This window comes from Bradyrhizobium sp. UFLA05-109 (assembly GCF_054185165.1).
Genome location: NZ_JBBIAR010000087.1, coordinates 18,777 through 38,101, shown reverse-complemented (window position 1 = coordinate 38,101; position 19,325 = coordinate 18,777). Strand labels below are relative to the sequence as shown.

14 protein-coding genes and 1 tRNA gene are annotated in these 19,325 nt (G+C 63.5%); 3 read left to right on the top strand and 12 right to left on the bottom strand.

Annotated elements, in window-relative coordinates; translation table 11 throughout:
• On the top strand, positions 1 to 518 hold a 518-nt coding region (locus Q3C01_RS39655; RefSeq protein ID WP_458150768.1), incomplete at its 5' end, for a hypothetical protein.
• A gap of 70 nt (positions 519 to 588) precedes the next feature.
• Here the strand turns inward: Q3C01_RS39655 and Q3C01_RS39650 are convergent.
• The 12 genes from Q3C01_RS39650 to Q3C01_RS39595 form a co-directional block, all read right to left on the bottom strand.
• A tRNA-Arg gene (locus tag Q3C01_RS39650) sits at positions 589 to 665 on the bottom strand.
• A 58-nt stretch (positions 666 to 723) separates the two neighbouring features.
• Positions 724 to 1,779 carry a GGDEF domain-containing protein gene (locus Q3C01_RS39645; protein ID WP_458150767.1) on the bottom strand — a complete coding sequence of 352 codons (1,056 nt, stop codon included), beginning with the start codon at positions 1,777 to 1,779 and terminating at the stop codon, positions 724 to 726.
• Between the two features lie 2 nt (positions 1,780 to 1,781).
• Positions 1,782 to 4,892: a bifunctional diguanylate cyclase/phosphodiesterase gene (locus tag Q3C01_RS39640; protein ID WP_458150766.1), complete on the bottom strand. Its 3,111-nt coding sequence runs from the start codon at positions 4,890 to 4,892 to the stop codon at positions 1,782 to 1,784.
• Between the two features lie 203 nt (positions 4,893 to 5,095).
• Positions 5,096 to 6,166: a branched-chain amino acid ABC transporter permease gene (locus tag Q3C01_RS39635; RefSeq protein WP_458150765.1), complete on the bottom strand. Its 1,071-nt coding sequence runs from the start codon at positions 6,164 to 6,166 to the stop codon at positions 5,096 to 5,098.
• Positions 6,163 to 7,173: a branched-chain amino acid ABC transporter permease gene (locus Q3C01_RS39630; protein ID WP_458150764.1), complete on the bottom strand. Its 1,011-nt coding sequence runs from the start codon at positions 7,171 to 7,173 to the stop codon at positions 6,163 to 6,165. Before Q3C01_RS39630 ends, Q3C01_RS39635 begins: the two co-directional genes overlap by 4 nt.
• On the bottom strand, positions 7,170 to 7,892 hold the full coding sequence (locus Q3C01_RS39625) for an ABC transporter ATP-binding protein (protein ID WP_458150763.1): 723 nt from the start codon (positions 7,890 to 7,892) through the stop codon (positions 7,170 to 7,172). Before Q3C01_RS39625 ends, Q3C01_RS39630 begins: the two co-directional genes overlap by 4 nt.
• Positions 7,889 to 8,665, bottom strand: a complete 777-nt coding sequence (locus tag Q3C01_RS39620) for an ABC transporter ATP-binding protein (protein WP_458150762.1) — start codon at positions 8,663 to 8,665, stop codon at positions 7,889 to 7,891. The genes Q3C01_RS39625 and Q3C01_RS39620 overlap by 4 nt, the downstream gene beginning before the upstream one ends.
• A 168-nt stretch (positions 8,666 to 8,833) precedes the next feature.
• Positions 8,834 to 10,030 carry a substrate-binding domain-containing protein gene (locus Q3C01_RS39615; protein WP_458150761.1) on the bottom strand — a complete coding sequence of 399 codons (1,197 nt, stop codon included), beginning with the start codon at positions 10,028 to 10,030 and terminating at the stop codon, positions 8,834 to 8,836.
• A 326-nt stretch (positions 10,031 to 10,356) separates the two neighbouring features.
• On the bottom strand, positions 10,357 to 12,093 hold the full coding sequence (locus tag Q3C01_RS39610; protein WP_458150760.1) for a putative bifunctional diguanylate cyclase/phosphodiesterase: 1,737 nt from the start codon (positions 12,091 to 12,093) through the stop codon (positions 10,357 to 10,359).
• A 221-nt stretch (positions 12,094 to 12,314) separates the two neighbouring features.
• Positions 12,315 to 13,277: a sensor histidine kinase gene (locus tag Q3C01_RS39605; RefSeq protein ID WP_458150759.1), complete on the bottom strand. Its 963-nt coding sequence runs from the start codon at positions 13,275 to 13,277 to the stop codon at positions 12,315 to 12,317.
• A 376-nt stretch (positions 13,278 to 13,653) separates the two neighbouring features.
• A complete protein-coding gene (locus Q3C01_RS39600; protein WP_458150758.1) occupies positions 13,654 to 15,030 on the bottom strand; it encodes a cytochrome P450 in 1,377 nt (458 codons plus the stop codon).
• A 94-nt stretch (positions 15,031 to 15,124) separates the two neighbouring features.
• Positions 15,125 to 16,366, bottom strand: a complete 1,242-nt coding sequence (locus Q3C01_RS39595) for an LLM class flavin-dependent oxidoreductase (protein WP_458150757.1) — start codon at positions 16,364 to 16,366, stop codon at positions 15,125 to 15,127.
• A 190-nt stretch (positions 16,367 to 16,556) separates the two neighbouring features.
• On the opposite strand from Q3C01_RS39595, the gene Q3C01_RS39590 reads away from it, so the two are divergent.
• Together Q3C01_RS39590 and Q3C01_RS39585 are read left to right on the top strand one after the other, a co-directional pair.
• The gene (locus Q3C01_RS39590; RefSeq protein WP_458150756.1) at positions 16,557 to 17,969 is read left to right on the top strand and encodes an MFS transporter; all 1,413 of its coding nucleotides are present in this window, start codon (positions 16,557 to 16,559) and stop codon (positions 17,967 to 17,969) included.
• A 122-nt stretch (positions 17,970 to 18,091) separates the two neighbouring features.
• The gene (locus Q3C01_RS39585; RefSeq protein WP_458150755.1) at positions 18,092 to 19,288 is read left to right on the top strand and encodes an extracellular catalytic domain type 1 short-chain-length polyhydroxyalkanoate depolymerase; all 1,197 of its coding nucleotides are present in this window, start codon (positions 18,092 to 18,094) and stop codon (positions 19,286 to 19,288) included.
• Positions 19,289 to 19,325 lie beyond the last annotated feature (37 nt).

The window sequence follows — 19,325 nt, the reverse complement described above, 5'->3', positions numbered from 1 at the left end:
GATCTTACGCTACGCGTCATGCGCTCCCCGGTATCGCAGGGTGGTTCGTGTACCCTTCGACAGCGTCCCTTTTCGATCAGTCCGGGGATCGACGTGATATGCCGACTGTCGACAATTCCGACCTGAACCTCTGTAAGTCCGCCGACGTCAAAATACGGATATTCGCCTTCGTAGAGCGTGCGTCCATGACATCACAGTTGGATCTATGGCCTTTGCTGCCCTGGCTTTTCCTTGCTTGGGTGGGCGGTGCCTTTGTGGCCATCGCCGGACTAGCAATTGACGAATATCGTAGCCACTTGCCCGAGCGCCCGCTTCTATCGGCCGCATGGCAATGCGCGCGAATCGGCATCTTTTTCACGATCTACCTTATCGGCTCGGAGGTTTATTCCCACGAACTCATATCGCTGAGTTCATTTGTTCTCACAGTAGTGGGGACAATCTTGGTTCTAGTCGGGACGGAGTGGCTGACGGCCCGTGAACGGAAAGCCGATGATGATACACCCCCCGGCGCAAGTTAACGCATGCAGCGACCAGCGGCTCAGTGTTCGGCGCGCCCCTTCGCCAGCAATTTCGGATTAAATCGTGGAATGGCGCACCCGACACGATTCGAACGTGTGACCTTTGCCTTCGGAGGGCAACGCTCTATCCAGCTGAGCTACGGGTGCAGCGAGGCCTCATTTAGCTGATTGCCGCGGGGTCGGCAACCTCCGCTCGACGCCTGTGTCAGGCCCGGCCGGACCGGCGCGCCGCCTGGGCCGGAACCTCCCGGATCCCGCGATCGGGGCGGGCGAATTCGGCCAGCATGGCTTCGGCGGAGATGACGCGATTGCGGCCCAGCCGTTTGGCGGCATAGAGCGCCTGGTCGGCTGCTCCGAGCAGCCGGTCCGGGCGGTTATCGCGCTCGCCGGGGAGGTGGCTTGCGACGCCGATGCTGAGCGTGACGTGTTCGCCGGCGCCTTCCGCGCCGTGGGTAATCCCCAAGCCCATGACCGCGCAGCGGATCTGCTCGGCGAGGGCGCAGGCGGCCTCGCAACTCATCTCCGGCAGGATCATCGCGAATTCCTCGCCGCCATAGCGGGTCGCAAGGTCCAGCGGGCGCACGGCGTGGCTGCGGACGACATTGGCGACCGCGCGCAGGCATTCGTCGCCGGTCTGGTGGCCGTGCAGGTCGTTGAACAGCTTGAAATGGTCGACGTCGACGAACAGCAGCGAGAGCGGCAACTGCGTCCGCTGTGCGCGCGACCATTCGGTCATCAGCATCTGGTCGAAGGAGCGGCGATTGGAGAGCCCGGTCAGCCCGTCTTTGCTGGCGAGCTCCTTCAGCGCCATCTCGGCGCGCTTCTGGTCGGTCAGGTCGCGCAGGGTTTCGACCACCGCGATCAGATTGCCGGCCTCGTCGTGGATCGGTCCGGCGTCGATCGCGAGATAGAGCTGATTACCGAGCTTCGGCATCATGCACCAGTTCTCGGCGCCGAAGCCGAGCCCGTTATGCCCGCGCGCGGCGTATTCGGAGTAGAGTTCCGGCAGCTGCTCGGGCAGGTCGAGCGCGACGAGATCGGCAAGACAATGGCGCTTCGTCTCGTAGAAGGCCTGCCAGTGCTTGCTCGTGCCGATCACTTCGGAGGCGGCAACGCCGGTCAGACGCTCGCAGGCACGATTCCAGATCACGACGCGACGCTTGGGGTCGATCACGAAGGTCGGAACCACCAGATGCTGCATCAGCCGCACGGCATAGGAATGCGCAACATCGAAATGTCTGGGAGAGGCGGGCTTCGCCATCTTCAGGCCACCGCCGCCACTTGCGCGCTGCGCGGGCCGAACAGTTTTCGCACCTCGCCCGCAGCCTTCGGCGCGCTGAACAGATAGCCCTGCATCTCCGTGCAACCGAGGGCGCGCAGCATCTCGCGCTGCGCCTCGGTCTCGACGCCTTCGGCGACGGTGGTCATGTTGCTGGCGCTGGCGATGTTGACCACGGCCTGAACGATGACGGGCGCGCCGCCCGTCTCCGCGATGTCGGCGACGAAGCAGCGGTCGATCTTGATCTTGTCGAACGGGAAGCGCTTCAGATAGCTCAGCGAGGAGTAGCCGGTGCCGAAATCGTCGAGGGCGATGCGCACGCCGATCGAGCGGAGCTGATGCAGGATCGCGAGCGCGGCCTCGTCATCGCGGATCAGCACGGCCTCGGTGATCTCGAGCTCGAGGCGGCACGGATCGAGGCCGGAGGCGGCGAGCGCGCCGGCAATCTTCAGAGCCAAGGTCTCGCATTTGAGCTGCACCGGCGACACGTTGACGGCAAGCCGCACATGCCGGGGCCAGCTTGCGGCCTCGGTACAGGCCGTGCGCAGCACCCAGTCGCCGAGCTCGTTGATCAGGCCGGTGTCCTCGGCCACGGGAATGAACTCGGCCGGAGAGACCATGCCGCGTTCGGGGTGACGCCAGCGCAGCAGCGCCTCGCAGCCGGAGACCTCGCCGGAGCGTAAGTTGACGAGCGGCTGATAGTGAAGCTCGAAGCCGCCATCGACCAGGGTCTGACGCAGGTCCTGCTCCATGGCAAGTCGCGCCTTGGCGCAGGCATCCATCGCCGGCACGAAGAAGCGATAGGTGCGGCGTCCCTCCGCCTTGGCACCGTACATCGCGAGGTCGGCATTCTTGATGAGCTGGTCGAGATCGGTGCCGTCCTGGGGCGCCAGCGCGATGCCGATCGAGGCATCGGTCGATAGCTGATGGCCGAGACAATGGCAGGGCCGCCGGATCGCCTCGTGGATTCGCGTCACGAAGGCCAGCACGTCTGCGGATGTCTCGATCCCCGTCTGGATCACCGCGAACTCGTCGCCGCCGAGCCGCGCGATCAGGTCGCCCGGCTTGAGGCAGGTGCGGATGCGGGCCGCGACCGCCTTCAACAGCTCGTCGCCGACATGATGGCCGAGCGAATCGTTGATGCCCTTGAACTCGTCGACGTCGATATAAAGCAGCGCGAACTGCTCGCCGCCAGCGACCTTTTCGAGCTCGCGCTCGATCTGCTCTCGGAACAGCACCCGGTTCGGCAGGTCGGTCAGCGCATCATAATGCGCCAGATGCGCGATCTTCTCGTCGGCGCGTCGACGCTCGGTCACGTCCTCGATGACGTTGATGATGTAGCGGGGCTCGCCGGCCTTGTCGGGGATGCCGATGCGCTTGGAGATGACGTAGCGGTGGCCGCCGGTCCGCGTTTCCCAGGCCTGCTCACCCAGGATCAGGCCCTCGGGCGACTTCAGCAGACTGTCGTCGTCGCGGGTAACGGCCTCGGCGTCTGCAATCGGGAGAATGTCGAAAGCCGTCTTGCCGACGATCGTCGTGCCCGATTCCCCGAACACCTCCTCGGCAATCCGGTTGACCAGCAGATATTGCCGCGTGTGGGCATCCTTCACGGTGATTTGCGAAGGGATATGGTCGATGATCTCGCGCAGGAAAGTGTAGTTGCGGTCGCGCTCCTGCTCGAGATTGCGCCGCTCGGTGATCTCCTCGATCGTGGCGACCCATCCACCCTGTGCCAGCGGGGTGTTGATGACCTGGAAGGCACGGCCGTTCGAGAACTCATGGATCCTCGTGGAGACCCTGCCCTCGGCGACGATCTTCATGACGCTGGCGCAAAACTCCTCGACATTGCCGTCGAACGTCCCGCGCTCCTTGCGATGATACATCGCCTCATGGATGTGGCAGCCGGGCTTGATGACATCTGGGGACAGGCCGAACATGTCGGCATAGCGCCGATTGCAGGTGACGATGTGTCCCGTGGCGTCGTAGAGGATCAGGCCCTGCGACATGTTGTTCAGGGCGGTGTCGAGCCGCAGCCTTTCGGACTCGATCCGCGCTTGCGTCTCGCGATTTTGGCCGCTGATCTGGCGGATGATGAAATAGAGGATGAGTGCGATGATCGTCGCCACCAGCGTGGCCGTGATGATCAAGAAGCGGGTTTGTTCCCGCCAGTCCGCAAGCGCCGATTCCATCGTATTGGTTGCGATGATGATGATCGGGAAATGCACGAGCGGCGCGCCGGCGCCCAGGCGTCCCTGACCGTCGATCGGACTTTTCTCGATCCGCACCGTCTGCCGGCCGCCCTCGGCTGCGATCTTCTGCAACAACGGCGCTTTGGCGTAGCTCTTTCCGATCAGCTCGTCGACGTGCGGATAGCGCGCCAGCATCGTTCCGCTGCGGTCGAACAGCGAGATGGCCGCGCCGCTCCCGAGCACGACGGAGGAGAAATATTTCTGATAGCTAGCAGGATCGATCCGGCGCACCATGATCCCGAGGAGCTCGCCTTGCGGGCTCGTCAGCCGGCGCGCCACCACCGTGGTCCATTTGCCGATGATCAGGCTGCGCACGCTCTCGAGCAGCACCGGCTCGGACTGAGGGTTGGATTTGAACGTCTGGAAATAAGCCCGTGACGAGATGTTGACCTTCGGCAGCGGTTCGTTTCGCGACCAGTTGATGAGGTCGCCGTTGGTGTCATAGATCGCGATGTCGCCGAGATAGTTCACGGCACTGATCTTGTTCGCAAGCATGCGATGGGCTTCATCGCTCGACATGCGCTCGCGGAAGATCTCGGGCGAGGCGATGTCCGGCAGGTTCATCTGCGTGATCAGATCGACGGCGACGGTCTCGGAATCTTCGAACTGCTGATCGAAATGGCGAGTCAGCAGGAGGACTGTGTTCTCCAGCTCGCGTTCGTTATTGACGAGCGCGCGCTCGCGGAAGTCGCCGATCACCACGGTGGTGACGACGAAGATGCCGGCCACCAGCAGCGCGCCGCACAGTGTCAGCCACAGCACGGGTCCGCGCCGTACGGCAGCGTCCCAGCCGCCCTTTGCGGCCGCGAATATTCTGCTCGTGATCGTGGACGACATCCGGCGCATTCCCCCTCCCCTGGGGGAATAGGCTTACTATGCACAAATGGCCCAAACCTTAGGAAAGCCGGTTACCCAAGCTTTAATCGGTTACCACAAGGCCTTAGCCGGTTTGGCAAGCGTTGAATCATGCGCCGTCGCTTCAAGGTTGCGCGCTGCACAGACGAAGCCGGCGCAGCCGCATCGTTAATGACAGCTTAACCCGTGAGGTGTCACGCCTTCTTCGCGCCCGCATTGCGCAGACGTCCGACCACGCCGGTCGGAAAGAAGTAAACGCTGGCAATGAAGAGCAGCCCGAGCCACAGCAGCCAGCGATCCGGGTGCAACAGGCCCGGCAGCAGCGGCAGGCCGGCGTCCGCCGCGGCCTTCGAGGCAACGCCCATCAGTGACTGCAGATAGTTTTGCGCGAGGATGAAGATGGTCGCACCGATGATCGCGCCGTAGATCGTGCCCATGCCGCCGATCACGACCATCAGAAGAATATCCAGCATGATCGAGAAGCTCAGCGACGTGTCGGGTCCGGCGTAGCGCAGCCAGAGCGCGTTCAAGACGCCGGCACTGGCGGCGACCAGAGCGGCCAGGCAATTGGCGTAGGTGAGATGGAACACGGTGCGGAAGCCGAGTGCCTCGGCGCGAAACCGGTTCTCGCGGATCGCCTGAAGCACGCGGCCGAACGGCGAGTTCACCACGCGCAGCAGCGCGAGGATCATCAGGGCCGACGCAATGAAGACGAGGTAGAAGGTCAGGGTCCGGCCATTGAACTCGAAGCCTGCAAGACTCTTCGGGATCAGCACGGTGCCGGGCCGCAGCAATTCCGGCAATTGAAAGCTGCGCCCGTCTTCGCCTCCGGTGAGCCAGGAGAGCTGCGAGGCCAGCACCTGGAAGGCCGAGGCGACCGCAAGCGTGATCATGGCAAAGAAGATCGCCGCGACCCGCAGCGAGAACAATCCGATCGCAAGCGCCAGCAGCGCCGCGAGCGGCAGGCCAACGACGATGCCGGTTGCCACCGCGCCCCAGTTCGGCCCCATGGAATAGAGCGCGATCGCGATCGCGTAGCTGCCGATGCCGTAGAACATCGTGTGGGCGAACGACACCGAGCCGGTGTAGCCGAGCAGCAGGTCGTAGGAGGCGACCAAGGCGGCAAAGATGCAGATCTTGGCCGCAACGTTCATCGCTTTCGCGCCGGGAAACAGATAGGGCGTTGCCGCCAGCGCCAGGATGATGACGACGAGAATGAGGGTGAGAACGCGGCTCCGCGGCGGGTCGCCTGACAGGATCATCATCGGCTGGTCACCGCGTAGAGCCCGCGCGGCCGCCACATCAAAACGGCGACCATCAACAGGATGTTGGACACGAGGGCGAGTTTCGGCACCAGGAAGCCGCCGTAATTGGCGACCATCGCGACCAGAAGCGCGCCGATGAAGCAGCCGCCGATCGAGCCCAACCCGCCGATGATGACGACGATGAAGATCAGCACGGTGAGATCGTCGCTCATGGAGGCATGGACCTGCTCGCGATACAGCGCCCACATCACGCCGCCGAGGCCGGCAAGCGCCGAACCCGTCATGAACACGCCGAGGAACAGGCGGCGGATGCGATAGCCGAGCGCCTCCACCATCTCGCGGTTCTCGACGCCGGCGCGGATCAGGAGCCCGAGCTTGCTGCGGTTGAGCACGAGCTGGATCGCGATGAAGACGACGAGGCCGACCAGCATCGCGAGCAGTCGGTATTTTGCGATCGCGACATCGCCGATGATGAACGAGCCGCGCAGTGAGGTCGGCAGCGGCAGCGGGATGATCTGTGGGCCCCACACGGCATAAAGCGTCTGCTCGGCGACGATCAGGCCGCCGGTCGTCATCAAAATCTGCTTCAGGTGCTGGCCGTAGACGGGGAGGATCAAGACGCGCTCGACGACGAGGCCGAGCGCGCCGGACACCGCCATAGAAAGCAGCGCGGCAGGCGCCAGCACCGCGAGGTTCATCAGAAGCGAATCCGCCTGCATCGCGGCCGCGAACGGCAGCAGGATGAGCGTCGCCACATAGGCGCCGACGGCGATGAAGGCGCCGTGGCCGAAATTGAGCACGTCCATCAGGCCGAACACCAGCGTCAGCCCTGAGGCCATGATGAAGATCATCATGCCCATGGCGAGGCTCGCGACGGTCAGCGTCAGCCAGGAGCTGGTCGAACCGACGAAGGGGATCATGGCGAGTGCGAGCGCAATCGGCAGCAGGATCGGCGCGATGTCGCGCTTGGGCTTCGGCAGCGGATCGGTTGCGGCAAGGTCTGTCACTGATGCGCCTCCAGGCTCAGGCCGAGCAGCCGCTCCTGGAGCGGCACGTCGGCGGCGAGCGCCGCCATCTCACCGCGATGGACGATGGTGCCGTTGTCCATCACCAGCACATTGTCGCCGAGCTCGCGGGCGGCAAAGAAATTCTGTTCGACCAGGAGAATCGTCGCGCCCTTGCGCTTGATCTCCTTCAGGCACTCGATCAGCGCCATGACGATGGCGGGAGCCAGGCCTTTGGTTGGCTCGTCGATCAACAGAAGCTTGCGCGGCTCGATGATGGCGCGCGCAATCGAGAGCATCTGCTTCTGCCCGCCCGAGAGACTGCCGGCGCGCGACAGCCAGAAGCGGCGCAGCGCCGGGAAGAAGCCAAAGATCCAGTCGAGCTGGGCGTCGTTGAGCGGGCCGTCGCGCGCCGCCAGCACCAGGTTCTCCTTCACCGTGAGGTCGGAGAACACCGCCATGCTTTCCGGCACGTAGCCGACGCCGAGCCGGGCGATATCTGGCGTGGCGCGGCCCTCGATGCGTTCGCCGGCGAGACTGATCTCGCCCCTGGAGGCCTGCCACAGGCCCATGATGGTGCGCAGCGTCGTGGTCTTGCCGGCGCCGTTGCGCCCGAGCAGCATGGTGGTCTGGCCCTGGGCGACCACGAGGTCGATGCCCTGGAGGATGTGATAGCGCCCGATATGGGTATGCACGCCGGAAAGTCTTAAAAGCTCAGTCATGCCGCGCCCTCTGCAGCTTTCTTGGGTGCGACGCCGAGATAGGCTTCCTGCACGATGGGGGAAGCGATCACCTCGGCCGGCGGCCCGTCGGCGACGAGTTGCCCGTTATGCAGCACGATGATGCGGTCGGCGAGCGAGCGCACCACGTCCATCTTGTGCTCGACCAGGAGGATGATCTTGCTCCTGTCCTGCTTGAGCTGTGCGATGAGATTGAGCACGACAGGCACCTCGTCGATGCTCATGCCCGCGGTCGGCTCGTCGAACATGAAGACCTTCGGCTCCAGCGCGATCATCAGTGCGACCTCGAGCTTGCGCTGGTCGCCATGCGAGAGCGCGGTTGCGGCGACGCCGCGGCGGCCACCGAGCGCGACCTGGTCGAGGATGCTATCCGCGCGCGCGATCAGGTCGCGCCGCACCATCCAGGGTCGCAGCATGTCATAGTGAGTGCCGTCAGCGGCTTGCACCGCGAGACGGACATTCTCTTCCACCGTCAGGTTCGGGAACAGGTTGGTAAGCTGGAAGGCGCGACCCAGGCCAGCACGGGTGCGGAGCGGCGCCGAGTGCTGCGTGATATCGGTGCCGTCGAACAAAATGCTGCCGCTCGACGCGCGCAACTGGCCCGAGATCAGGTTGAAATAGGTGGTCTTGCCGGCGCCGTTCGGCCCGACGATGGCGGTGAGCTCGCCCGGGCGGAAGCTGCAGCTCACACTGTTGACCGCGACGTGGCCGCCAAAGCGGATGGTCAGGTCGCGAGTTTCGAGAGTCAGCGTCATTGGCAATCTGGCGAATGATAGGGTTGGGACGCATCCACGATCACACTGCGCTCCCTCCCGCTTGCGGGGGAGGGGTGGGGAGAGGGTGTTTCCGCAGGCGAGAACCCCCAAGAGGACAGAACCCTCTCCCGGCCTCTCCCGCAAGCGGGAGAGGTGAAGCAGGAAAAATCAGCGCTTGTTGCGGATCGGAACGTTCATGTCCTCGATCTTCAGCTCGCGCACCGGCTCGAGGATGGCCCAGGCGACGTTCGGATCGACCTTGACCTTGAAGTGATACATGCTCTGGAGCGCCTGATGGTCTTCCTTGCGGAACACCATCTTGCCCTTCGGCGTATCAAACTCCATGCCTTCCATCGCCGTGATCAGCTTCTCGGTGTCGGTCGATTTCGCCTTGTTGACGGCGGCGACGACGGACATCGCAGCGGCAAAGCCGCCCGCGGTGAAGAAGTCCGGCGGCGCGTTGAAGCGCTTCTGGTGCTCGGCCACCAGCCAGTCGTTCACCGGGTTCTTCGGAATGTCATAGTAGTAGTAGGTCGCGCCTTCCATGCCGGGCAGCGCCTTGTAGGCCGCGAGCGCCGGCAGGATGTTGCCGCCGGTAGAGAGCTCGATGCCGTAGCGCTTCGGATCCATGTCCTGGAGCTTGGCCAGCGGATTGCCGGCGCCGGCCCAGATCACCCAGATCACCTTGCGGCCCGGCTTGTCCTTCAGCGCGTCGAACAAGCGCTGGCCAACCGCGGTGAAGTCGGTGGTCGAGGTCGGGGCGTATTCTTCCGCGGCTAACGTCGCACCGGTCTTGGCCAGCGCCTCCTTGAAGGCGGCGACGCCGTCGCGGCCGAAGGCGTAGTCCTGCGCCAGCGTCGCGACGGTGACGCCCGGCTTGCCGATCGCGACCGCGTTGGAGATCGCGTCCTGCGAGGAGTTGCGCGCGGTACGGAAGATGTAGCGATTCCACTTCTCGCCGGTAATCTGGTCCGCAACCGCAGGCTCGACGATCAAAATCTTCTTGTTCTCTTCGGCAACTGGCAGGATCGCGAGCGCCGCGGCCGACGACGTCGTGCCGATCGCGATATCGACCTTGTCGTCCTGATAGGCCTCGGCGAGCGCGGCCTTGGCAAGATCCGGCTTGCCCTGGTCGTCCTTGGTGATGATGACGATCTTGCGACCGTCTAGCGTCATCGTACCCTTGGTGGCGTATTCAAAACCCATTTGCAGGCCGGTCTCGGTCTGCTTGGCGTAAGCCTCCAGCGGTCCGGTCTTGCCGTAGATCAGCGCGACCTTGAGATCATCTGCGCGCGCTGTGGTGGCCGCGGCGAGGCCAAGAATCGTTGTTGCTATGGTTGTTGTTATGATGACCGATAAACGCAAGATGGTCCCTCCTGTTTCATTTTGTTGGGCAATAGCGGTTTGCACAGCGCGGCGAACATTGCAATTCAACCTTCCGCCCAACGCCGCGCATGCAAGGTCTGCGTCATTTCTAAGCCTGCCGCGCGCCGCGCCATGGTCGCCTCAGAACGCTGTCCTGGACAGCGCAGCGCTGTCCGGTAGCGGAGCGCAGATCCACGACCCATTACTCCAGAGAGTGGTTTGGCGAAGACTCGTGGTCACCGCCTTTCGCTCCACAACGCCTCGCTCGGGTGATGGGTCCTGGCATTCGCCAGGACGACATCGAGATGGTTGCGCCAAGCCCGGCCCTACCGCCGGTATCCACCCGCCCGCGAATAGCCCTGCCGGTTCTGCTGCGCCGGGCGGCTTGCGATGCTGACGCGGGCTTCGCTGGCCGAGGGCGTTGCGAGCTTCAGCTCCTCCAGGAAGATCGGGCGGGCGAAATAATAGCCCTGCGCGTAGCGGATCTTGGTCGCAGCCTGGAGATAGGCCAGCTCCTCATAGGATTCGAGGCCTTCGGCGATGACCGTCATGCCCAGCGCTTCGCTCAAGGATTCGATCGCGCGCAAGATGCCCTGGCTGCGCGGACGTTTATGGATGTCGGTGATGAAGGAGCGATCGATCTTGATCTCGTCGGCGGTGATGTCGGCAAGCGCCGAGAGCGAGGAAAAGCCGATGCCGAAATCGTCGATGGAGATGCCGACGCCAAGTTTGCGGAACATCGGCAGGATCTCGGACTGAAAGAGATTCGTGGCGACGAAGGCGTCCTCCGTCACTTCGATCATGAAGCGTTTCGGGAAGCCGGTCTCGTCCAGCGCCCGCGCAAAAGAGCGCATGAATTCGGGATTGCCCGCCTGCTTGGCGGCGACGTTGATGCTGATGCTGGCGTCCGCGCCAAAAGTGTCGTTGATCAGGTCGATCGACCTCACGATCTCGGCCAGCACGAGATGGGTGAGATCGTCGATCAGCCCGAGCTCGACCGCGAGGTTGATGAACGAGCCCGGCGCCTGGATCACACCCTCGTCGTCGCGCAGGCGCACCAAGGCCTCGATGCCCTTTACCGCCTGCGTGCGGATGTCGACCTTGGACTGGAAAGCGCAGCAGAAGCGCTTCTCGAGGATGGCGAGCCGCAGCGACTGCTCGATCTTCATGCGCGCGAGCGCCTCGCGCTCCATGCCGGAATCGAAGAACGCGGCGGAGCCCTTGCCATCGTTCTTGATGCGGTACATCGCGATGTCGGCATTCTGGCGCAGCACCTCGAAGGAGCGGCCGTGATCGGGATAGAGGCTGACGCCGACCGAGGTTGAGGCGAAGATTTCGGAGGAGTCGATGAAGAAGGGCGCGGTGAGGCGCTTCAGCGTCGCCTGGATGAATTCGGCGACCTCCTCTTCGCTCTTGATCGGCGAGAGCAGCAGCAGGAATTCGTCGCCCGAGATCCGCGACAGCATGTCGGTCTCGCGCAGGTCGCGGCCGAGCCGCTTCGATAGCTCGACCAGCAGCGCATCGCCGACCGAATGACCGTAATAGTCGTTGATGTGCTTGAAATTGTCGATGTCGAGGAAGGCGAGTGCAAAACGCTCGCCGCTGCCCTCGCGCGCCAGAATGCCGTTGGCGCGATGCTCGATCACGCGCCGGGAGGGCAGGCCGGTGAGCTCGTCGAAGTAGGCCGAGCGAAACAGCTGGTCCTCGAAATTCTTCTGCTCGGTGATGTCGGAGGAGGAGGAGATGAGCAGATCGCGGCCGCCAAGGCGGACCGGGCGATGGGTAGTGAGCAGGACCTGGCGCGCGGTGCCGTTATGGACGGATTCCTCGGCCACCACCGGCTGGCCGGCCTGCATCGCCTGCTGGCAGGCTTCCCGGCGCTGGCTCAGGTCTGGCGTCGGCCGGCTGCCATCCATGCCGAGATGGCGGGCGGCGGCATCGTTAACCAGAATAAGGTCGCCGCGGGCGTCCTGCACGGTCACGCCGACAGGCAGCATTCTAACGATTTCCTTGAGAAATCCGAGCTCGGCATCAGGCGCGCCGGAGTATTTGCTGTCGCTCATAGAATTCATGAATCTTGTTGTTCGGACGCGGCTTTGTAATGGCGCGATCTTGCCGAAGTCCCTCTTAGTTTTGGTTAAGGGATACGCGGAAATACGGGTGTGGTTTCCACAACCTGTTCGCGCCGGCACGCGCGGCAGCCATCGTCATTAACAGAGTATCAACGGCACGTGCGAAAACTGCGAGGATGCGCGCGGGCTGCTTTCGCTTCGCGGCCGGAGTGTCAGGATTTGGGAATGCGACATTGCATGATGCAATGAACGCCGCTCTTCAAGTATGAGATCTCGGTCTTGCCGTCGAAGGCGATGAGCGCCGATTTCAATAATTTGGTGCCGAAGCCCGGCGCCGAGACCTTTTCGACGCTGGGTCCTTCGGTTTCGTCCCAGGTGATAGTGAGGCGATCGTCGGAGACGGTCCACGACACCATCAACAGGCCGCGCAAGGCGGAGAAGGCGCCGTATTTGCTCGCGTTGGTGGCGAGCTCATGAAACATCAGCGACAGCGTGACCGCGAGCTTTGCCGGCAGGTACAGCCGCTCGCCGTTCAGCGTGAAGCGGACATGGCCGTAAGGGCCGAGCTCGGAGATCAGAAGGTCGCGGATGTCGCAGCCGGAATTGTCGACCCGCGCGATCAGATCGTCGGTTGCCGCCAGCGACCGCAGCCGTGGATCGATGCGGGCCCAGACCTGCGGCTGGTCATGCAGCACCTGATGCAGCACCGCATGCACGGTTGAGAGCTTGTTCTTCAGCCGGTGCTGCAATTCGTCGACCAGGAGCTTGCGATACTCCTCTTCCTCGATCAGGCGCTTGGAGATACGGCGCTGCTCGATGAGCAGCGAGCGATAGTGCTCGACGCCCCAGATGGTGAGCGCGCTGACGGCCCAGTACAGCACCAGCAGGACAAAGCGCGCGCGGTCGGCATGGACGTCGCCGAAATTGAGGCTGACGCCGAGCACGCCGCCGATCAGCGCGGTGATGACCCCGACGCGCAAGCCGCCGAATGCGGCGGCAAAGAACACGGCTGGAAAATACGGCGTGAAGAAGATGTCCGGCCGTACCTGGGCGAGGCCCCAGCGCACCAGCGTCGCGAGCACAAGACAGATCGCCCCAAAGCCGACGCTGAGCGCCAGCGAAGGCGGCGATATGCCAAGCCAGCCCTTTCGGAATTCCTCGACCAGTTTCATCATCTGCCGTTCAACCGCAAAGCGAACGCGAAAGGCGGGCTGCAAATGAGGGCGTGGCCACCTGCGCAAGCATAGCTTGCCCCAGCATTGGCAGGCGGGACTATTGGCCGTTGGAACGGCCACGCGGCGCGGTGCCGGTCAATTGGCCTTAAATCATTCGAAAACAGGAACATCCCACGGGTAGGCTGGAGCGACCAGTGGGAGTCTTTGTCGCTGAAGGTGCCAAAATTGTGATCGCGAGGCGGCGTATACCGGAAGGCGAGGCAGCGAGACACAGCGAAGGAATTAATAGGGTGGGCAAAGCGAAGCGTGCCCACCAATTATCCATCCGCGAGAAGTGGTGGGCACGGCGCTCCGCGCCTTTGCCCACCCTACGAATTCACACCGGTCTCACCACAACCCGCAATCCGTCTCGCGGCTTCGGGATCGGCCACATCTGCCAGTCCGGCTTGTAGCCGGGCTCCAGCGATACCTCGAGGTTCTGCAAAAAGTGCCGCGCAAAGCATTTCGCCTGCATGTAGGCGAAGTGCAGGCCGAGGCACATATGCGCGCCGCCGCCAAAGGGTATCCAGGCGAAGCGGTGGCGGTTGCGCTGCGCGTCCTCGGTGAAGCGAAAAGGATCGAACTGATCCGGCTCCGGCCAGACATCCTTCATATAGTGCGTATAGAGCGGATTGACGCCGACCGCGGTGCCAGCGGGAATCGGATACCCCTTGAAAGTAAAATCGCGCATGGCACGGCGCGGCATCGACGGCACTGGCGGTCTGATCCGTAGCGTCTCCTTAAACGCCATCTCCGACAGCGGCATTTTTTCCAGATCATCAAAGCCGATGGGCGCGTCGGCGGCCAGCCTGAGCGCAAACACCTCGCTGCGCAGCCTCTGCTGCCAATCGGGGTACGCCGCGAGCGCGCCGATGAAGGATGTCAGCGACGAGGTCAAAGTGTCGTGCGCAGCCATCATCAGGAAGCTCATATGGTCGATGATGTCCTGCTCGGAGAGCAGCGCGCCGTTCTCGTGCGTGGCGTGGCAGAGCTGCGAGAACAGGTCCTCGCCGCCTTCCTTGGCGCGGCGGAGCGGAATCTGTTCGCGGAAATAGGCGACGACACGCTTTCGCCCGGCCACGCCGCGCGCCATCTGCGTGCCCGGCAGCGGTCGGCGGATCGGGGCGACGGAGGCTGCCACCATGTCGGCAAAGGCCCGGTTGATGTCCTCGACCTCCGGTCCGATATCGGCGCCGAGAAACGACGTCGCGGCGAGATCGAGCGTAAGCTGCTTCATCGCCGGGTAAAGCTGCATCACCCCTCGCTTCGCCTTCCATTGCGCAATCCGCGCCGCGATGCCCTTGTCGAGGTCGGTGAGATAAGACTTCATCGGCCCGGATTTGAAGGCTACCGAGAGTGCCTTGCGGTGCAGGCGGTGCTCTTCGAAATCGAGCAGCATCAGGCCGCGCGGGAACAGCAGTTCAAGCACGCGGTTCCAGCCATGGGTCGATGAGAAGAGCTTTTGCTGGTCGAACAGCACGAACTCGTTGGCCTCGGGTCCGAGCAGCATGACGTTGGTCTGGCCAAAAGTGTGGGTGCGATAGACGAGACCGTATTTCGCGGCGCACGCCTCGACATTACCCTTAGGGTCGGCCAGCACCTCGAATGTCTTGCCGATAATCGGCCAACCCTCGTCGCCCGGGATATGCTTCAACTGGTTGCGCTTGGGCGACGCGAAGCCGAGCTCAGGCGAGGCCACATTCTGCATCGTCATGCGGTTGCTCCGGTTGGCTGAACGCGCAGCATAGCACAAGCCCAGGCAAAAGGATGTGTCCTCGAGTCGGTGCGAACCGGCTTGCAGCGCGGACCTATCCCCGCTGCTTTGCCGCCTCCTTCTGCAGATCCGGCGCATTGACGGCGGGGATCGCGACGCGGCCGAGGCCGGTTTGCTTCAAGGCCTCGGCGGCCTTCTCGTTCTCCATGATCTTGGCCATCACCGCCTGTCCCGCGCGTTCGAAGATCGCGCGGTTCTCGATCACGAATTTTTGCGACTTGCGAAGCCCGTCGACATAGCCGTTGATCTCGGGCACCACGTAGCGCGCGACCATGTCCCAGCTCCGGCGCGTGGCTTCCGGATTGGCCCAGTCGTGCACGAATCCGATGACGGCGCCGACGCCGCCGGACACCTCCATCACGTTCTTGATGGTTTTGACGAGATCATCGGGCGTGCCGATGGTCGAGGCCGCGCCGTCGACGAAGGCCGTCTTGTCCACGGCCTCGTCGGGCGAGGAGAAGGCGGTCAGGCCCGGCCGTTGCAGCGTGCCGACATTATATTCATTGTGCCAGCGCATCAGCCCGGCGCCGGCCTCGCGGCGCGCCTGCTCGCGGGTTTCGGCGATGTGCCAGGTCAGCAGCACGCGCCAGTCCGCGCGATTGACCTTGGTGCCGTGCTTTTTCGCGGCATCCTCGGCGAATTCCCATTGCTGACGCAGCGACATCAATCCCTGCGTCGTCATCGAGCCTAGCGAGATGATGCCGATGCCGTATTTGCCGGCGAGCGTCATGCCGGAGGGCGAGATCTGCGAGGCCACGACGAACGGCATCTCCTCCTGGAGCGGCAGGAGCTGGAGCGCGGCGTCGTTCATGGTGAACCAGTCGCTCTTGGCGGTGACGCGCTCGCCGTTGAAGAGACGGCGGATGATCGCGATCGCCTCGTCCTGGCGGTCGCGCTGCGTCATCGGGTCGATGCCGAGCGTATGCGCGTCGGAGGCGAGCGCGCCGGGGCCGGAGCCGAAGATCGCACGTCCGCCGGTCATGTGGTCGAGCTGCACCATGCGCTGCGCGACGTTGAACGGATGGTGATAGGGCAGCGAGACGACGCCGGTGCCGAGCCCGATGCGCTTGGTGCGCTCGCCGGCCGCCGCCAAAAACATCTCCGGCGATGCAATCATCTCCCAGCCGGAGGAATGATGCTCGCCGCACCAGAACTCGTCATAGCCGAGTGCATCGATCTGCTCGACGAAATCGAGGTCGCGCCGGAACTGCAGCATCGGATGTTCCCCGATCGGGTGATGCGGGGCAAGGAAGGCTCCGAACTTCAGGCGCGCCATGGCATTCTCTCCGGCTGAATTTTCTGTTTGTAGGGCCGGAAGGCTACGTGCTCGCGCATGCGAAGGCAATCGCGCCGTCTCCCGCGCAGCGGAATGCAGCCATGTGCGAAATCCTACCTCCGAGGTAATCGCGGCGATGCATCCGGTCTGAGACCATGCCGGCGGAGAAGTTCGAAAGAGGCCCGCGCCAATGCATCAGATCGTCGCAAAGCAGCTGGATTCGGTCCGCCGCTGGTGGGTGCTGGCGATCGTGGTGGCCGCGCAGTTCACGTTCGGCGTCGACGCCTTCGTGGTCAACGTCGCGATCCCCACCATCGCAGTCGACCTGCATGCGACGCCGGCGCAAATCGAATCCGTGATTGCGATCTACCTGATCGCCTATTCGACGCTGGTGGTCACGGGCGGCCGGCTCGGCGACATCCATGGCACGAAGAACGTTTTCCTGGCCGGCGTCGCCGGCTTCACGCTGACCTCGCTGTGGTGTGGGCTTGCGCAATCCGCTTCCGAGCTGATCATCGCGCGGCTGGCGCAAGGTGCAACTGCGGCACTGATGGTGCCGCAGGTATTGGCGACGCTGCATCTTCTATTCACCGACGAGACGCGCAACCGCGCCTTTGGCATCTACGGCATCGTGCTCGGGCTCGCCGGTGCCGCCGGCTTTCTGCTCGGCGGCCTGCTCGTGACGGTCGACCTTGCGCATGCCGGCTGGCGCTCGGTGTTCTTCGTCAACGTGCCGCTCGGCCTCATCATCATAACGGCCGCGCTGCGCATCATGCCCCAGGTCGCGCGCCGCGCTGGCACGCGGCTCGATGTCGCCGGCAGCTTTGTTCTGTTCGCAGGCCTGTTGTGCCTGATCGGACCGCTGCTGTTCGGCCATGATGTCGGCTGGGCAGCGTGGCTCTGGGGCGTGATGGCCATCGGTGTCGCGATACTCGTGGCCTTCCTGCGCCTCGAGCATGCGGTGTCGCGGCGTGGCGGCATGCCGCTGATCGATCTCACGCTGTTGTCGGACGCTGCTTTCCTGCGCGGACTTGGCGCCGCGTTCTTTTTCTTTCTCGCCAATCTGTCCTTCTACCTGATCATGACGCTGTTCATGCAAAACGGCTTGAAGATCCCGCCGCTCGCGGCCGGCAGCGCTTTCATTCCGCTCGCGATCGCCTTCGTCGTGGCGTCACGCCACAGCGGCGTGCGGGCGCGGCATCGCGGCACCAAGGTGCTGATCGAGGGCTGCGCGCTTCAGATCGCGGGTCTCGCGGCGCTCGCGCTTCTTGCCTTCTCCGTCGATGCGCCGACGCCGGTCATGCTTGCGCTCACCATGATCATCTTCGGCTATGGCCAGGGCCTCGTGATGGCGCCGCTCTCGGGCGCGGTGCTCTCGACGGTGAAGCCTGTCGCGGCAGGCTCGGCATCCGGCATGTACGGCACAACCATACAGATCGGTAATGCAGCTGGTGTCGCCGCAATCGGTGCGCTCTATTTCGCGGTCGAATCAACGCAGTCATCACGTGCAGCATTCTTCGTTGCACTCGCCTCGTTTGCGACGTTAATCACTGTCTGCGTCGCATTTCTGACATGGATGCGTCGCGTACATGCTCGAAGTTGAGGCATTTCGGGGAATCCCCGTGGATTCCCGGGTGACTGAACGGCACACACACTTTTTATTTTGCGCCGCAGCAACTATCTGTTTTGGGGTGACGTTGGAAGTTGCCCCATCAGGAGCTGTCGGTGTCGTTAACCAGGAATATCGATCTCTTAAGACGTCTGCCAAAGCTGGACGGTCTGCGCTTTGCCGAAAACTTGCGCGGCGTGGGCCAGCACAGTCCGCTGACGGAGATCACCGGATTCGGCTCTAATCCCGGAAACCTGCGCATGTTCGCCTACGTGCCGGCGCAATTGCAGCAGGTCCGCGCGCTCGTCGTCGTGCTGCATGGTTGCGGCCAGTCCGCGGCTGGTTACGATCTCGGCGCGGGATGGTCGACGCTTGCAAAGCATTACGGCTTCGCGCTGCTGATGCCGGAGCAGCAGCTCGCCAACAACGCCAACACCTGTTTCAACTGGTTCAATCCGGAGGACACGACGCGCGAGCGCGGCGAGGCGTGCTCGATCCGCGAGATGATCGCGCATATGGCCACGACGCATGGCATCGATGCGCGGCGCATCTTCATCACCGGTCTGTCCGCCGGCGGCGGCATGACCTCGGTGATGCTTGCGACCTATCCGGAGGTTTTCGCAGCCGGCGCGGTCATTGCGGGGCTGCCTTACGGCGTGGCATCGAATCTGCGTCAGGCGCTCGACGGCATGTTTCATTCGCCCGAGCGTCCTGCGCGCGAGCTCGGCGATCTCGTGCGCAAGGCGTCCGATCATCGCGGCCCCTGGCCGAAGATTTCGGTCTGGCACGGCAGCGCCGACCGCACCGTCAATCCCGGCAATGCAGATGAGATCGTCAAGCAGTGGCTCGACCTGCATGATCTGCCGCTGACGCCGATGGCGGAGACCGTCGTCGACGGCTACCCGCGCCAGGCCTGGTGGAATGCGGACGGCGAGACCATCGTCGAATCCTTCGCTATCACCGACATGGCGCACGGTACGCCGCTCGGCATCGCCGACAACGATCATCGCTACGGCATCGAGGGCGCCTTCCTGATCGAGGCCGGCATCTCCTCGTCGTACCACATCGCAAAATTTTTCGGCCTGACCGACTGGATCCGCAGCCCCGCGCCGGAGAAGAAGCCGACCGCGGTGGCGAAGCCGGCGCCGGCCCTGTCGCCCGCGCCGCATCTTGCGAGGTCGATCCGCGCCGCCGTCGCCGAGCCGCCAACGAATGCCAAGCTCAAGGCCAAGCCCAGCAAGAAGGCCAAGCGAGGCTTCGACATCAGCGCCGTCATCACCCGCGCGCTGACGGCCGCGGGCCTGATGAAGTAGCGGCAATTTCAACTCGTCGTCCCGGACAAGCGCAGAT

What these genes read in the sequence shown, in the direction of transcription:
- Q3C01_RS39620 (WP_458150762.1), bottom strand. Translation starts at nt 8,665, where the DNA reads ATGACGCTGACTCTCGAAACTCGCGACCTGACCATCCGCTTTGGCGGC.
- Q3C01_RS39640 (WP_458150766.1), bottom strand. Translation starts at nt 4,892, where the DNA reads ATGCGCCGGATGTCGTCCACGATCACGAGCAGAATATTCGCGGCCGCA.
- Q3C01_RS39595 (WP_458150757.1), bottom strand. Translation starts at nt 16,366, where the DNA reads ATGGCGCGCCTGAAGTTCGGAGCCTTCCTTGCCCCGCATCACCCGATC.
- Q3C01_RS39645 (WP_458150767.1), bottom strand. Translation starts at nt 1,779, where the DNA reads ATGGCGAAGCCCGCCTCTCCCAGACATTTCGATGTTGCGCATTCCTAT.
- Q3C01_RS39600 (WP_458150758.1), bottom strand. Translation starts at nt 15,030, where the DNA reads ATGACGATGCAGAATGTGGCCTCGCCTGAGCTCGGCTTCGCGTCGCCC.
- Q3C01_RS39625 (WP_458150763.1), bottom strand. Translation starts at nt 7,892, where the DNA reads ATGACTGAGCTTTTAAGACTTTCCGGCGTGCATACCCATATCGGGCGC.
- Q3C01_RS39610 (WP_458150760.1), bottom strand. Translation starts at nt 12,093, where the DNA reads ATGAGCGACAGCAAATACTCCGGCGCGCCTGATGCCGAGCTCGGATTT.
- Q3C01_RS39635 (WP_458150765.1), bottom strand. Translation starts at nt 6,166, where the DNA reads ATGATGATCCTGTCAGGCGACCCGCCGCGGAGCCGCGTTCTCACCCTC.
- Q3C01_RS39590 (WP_458150756.1), top strand. Translation starts at nt 16,557, where the DNA reads ATGCATCAGATCGTCGCAAAGCAGCTGGATTCGGTCCGCCGCTGGTGG.
- Q3C01_RS39605 (WP_458150759.1), bottom strand. Translation starts at nt 13,277, where the DNA reads ATGATGAAACTGGTCGAGGAATTCCGAAAGGGCTGGCTTGGCATATCG.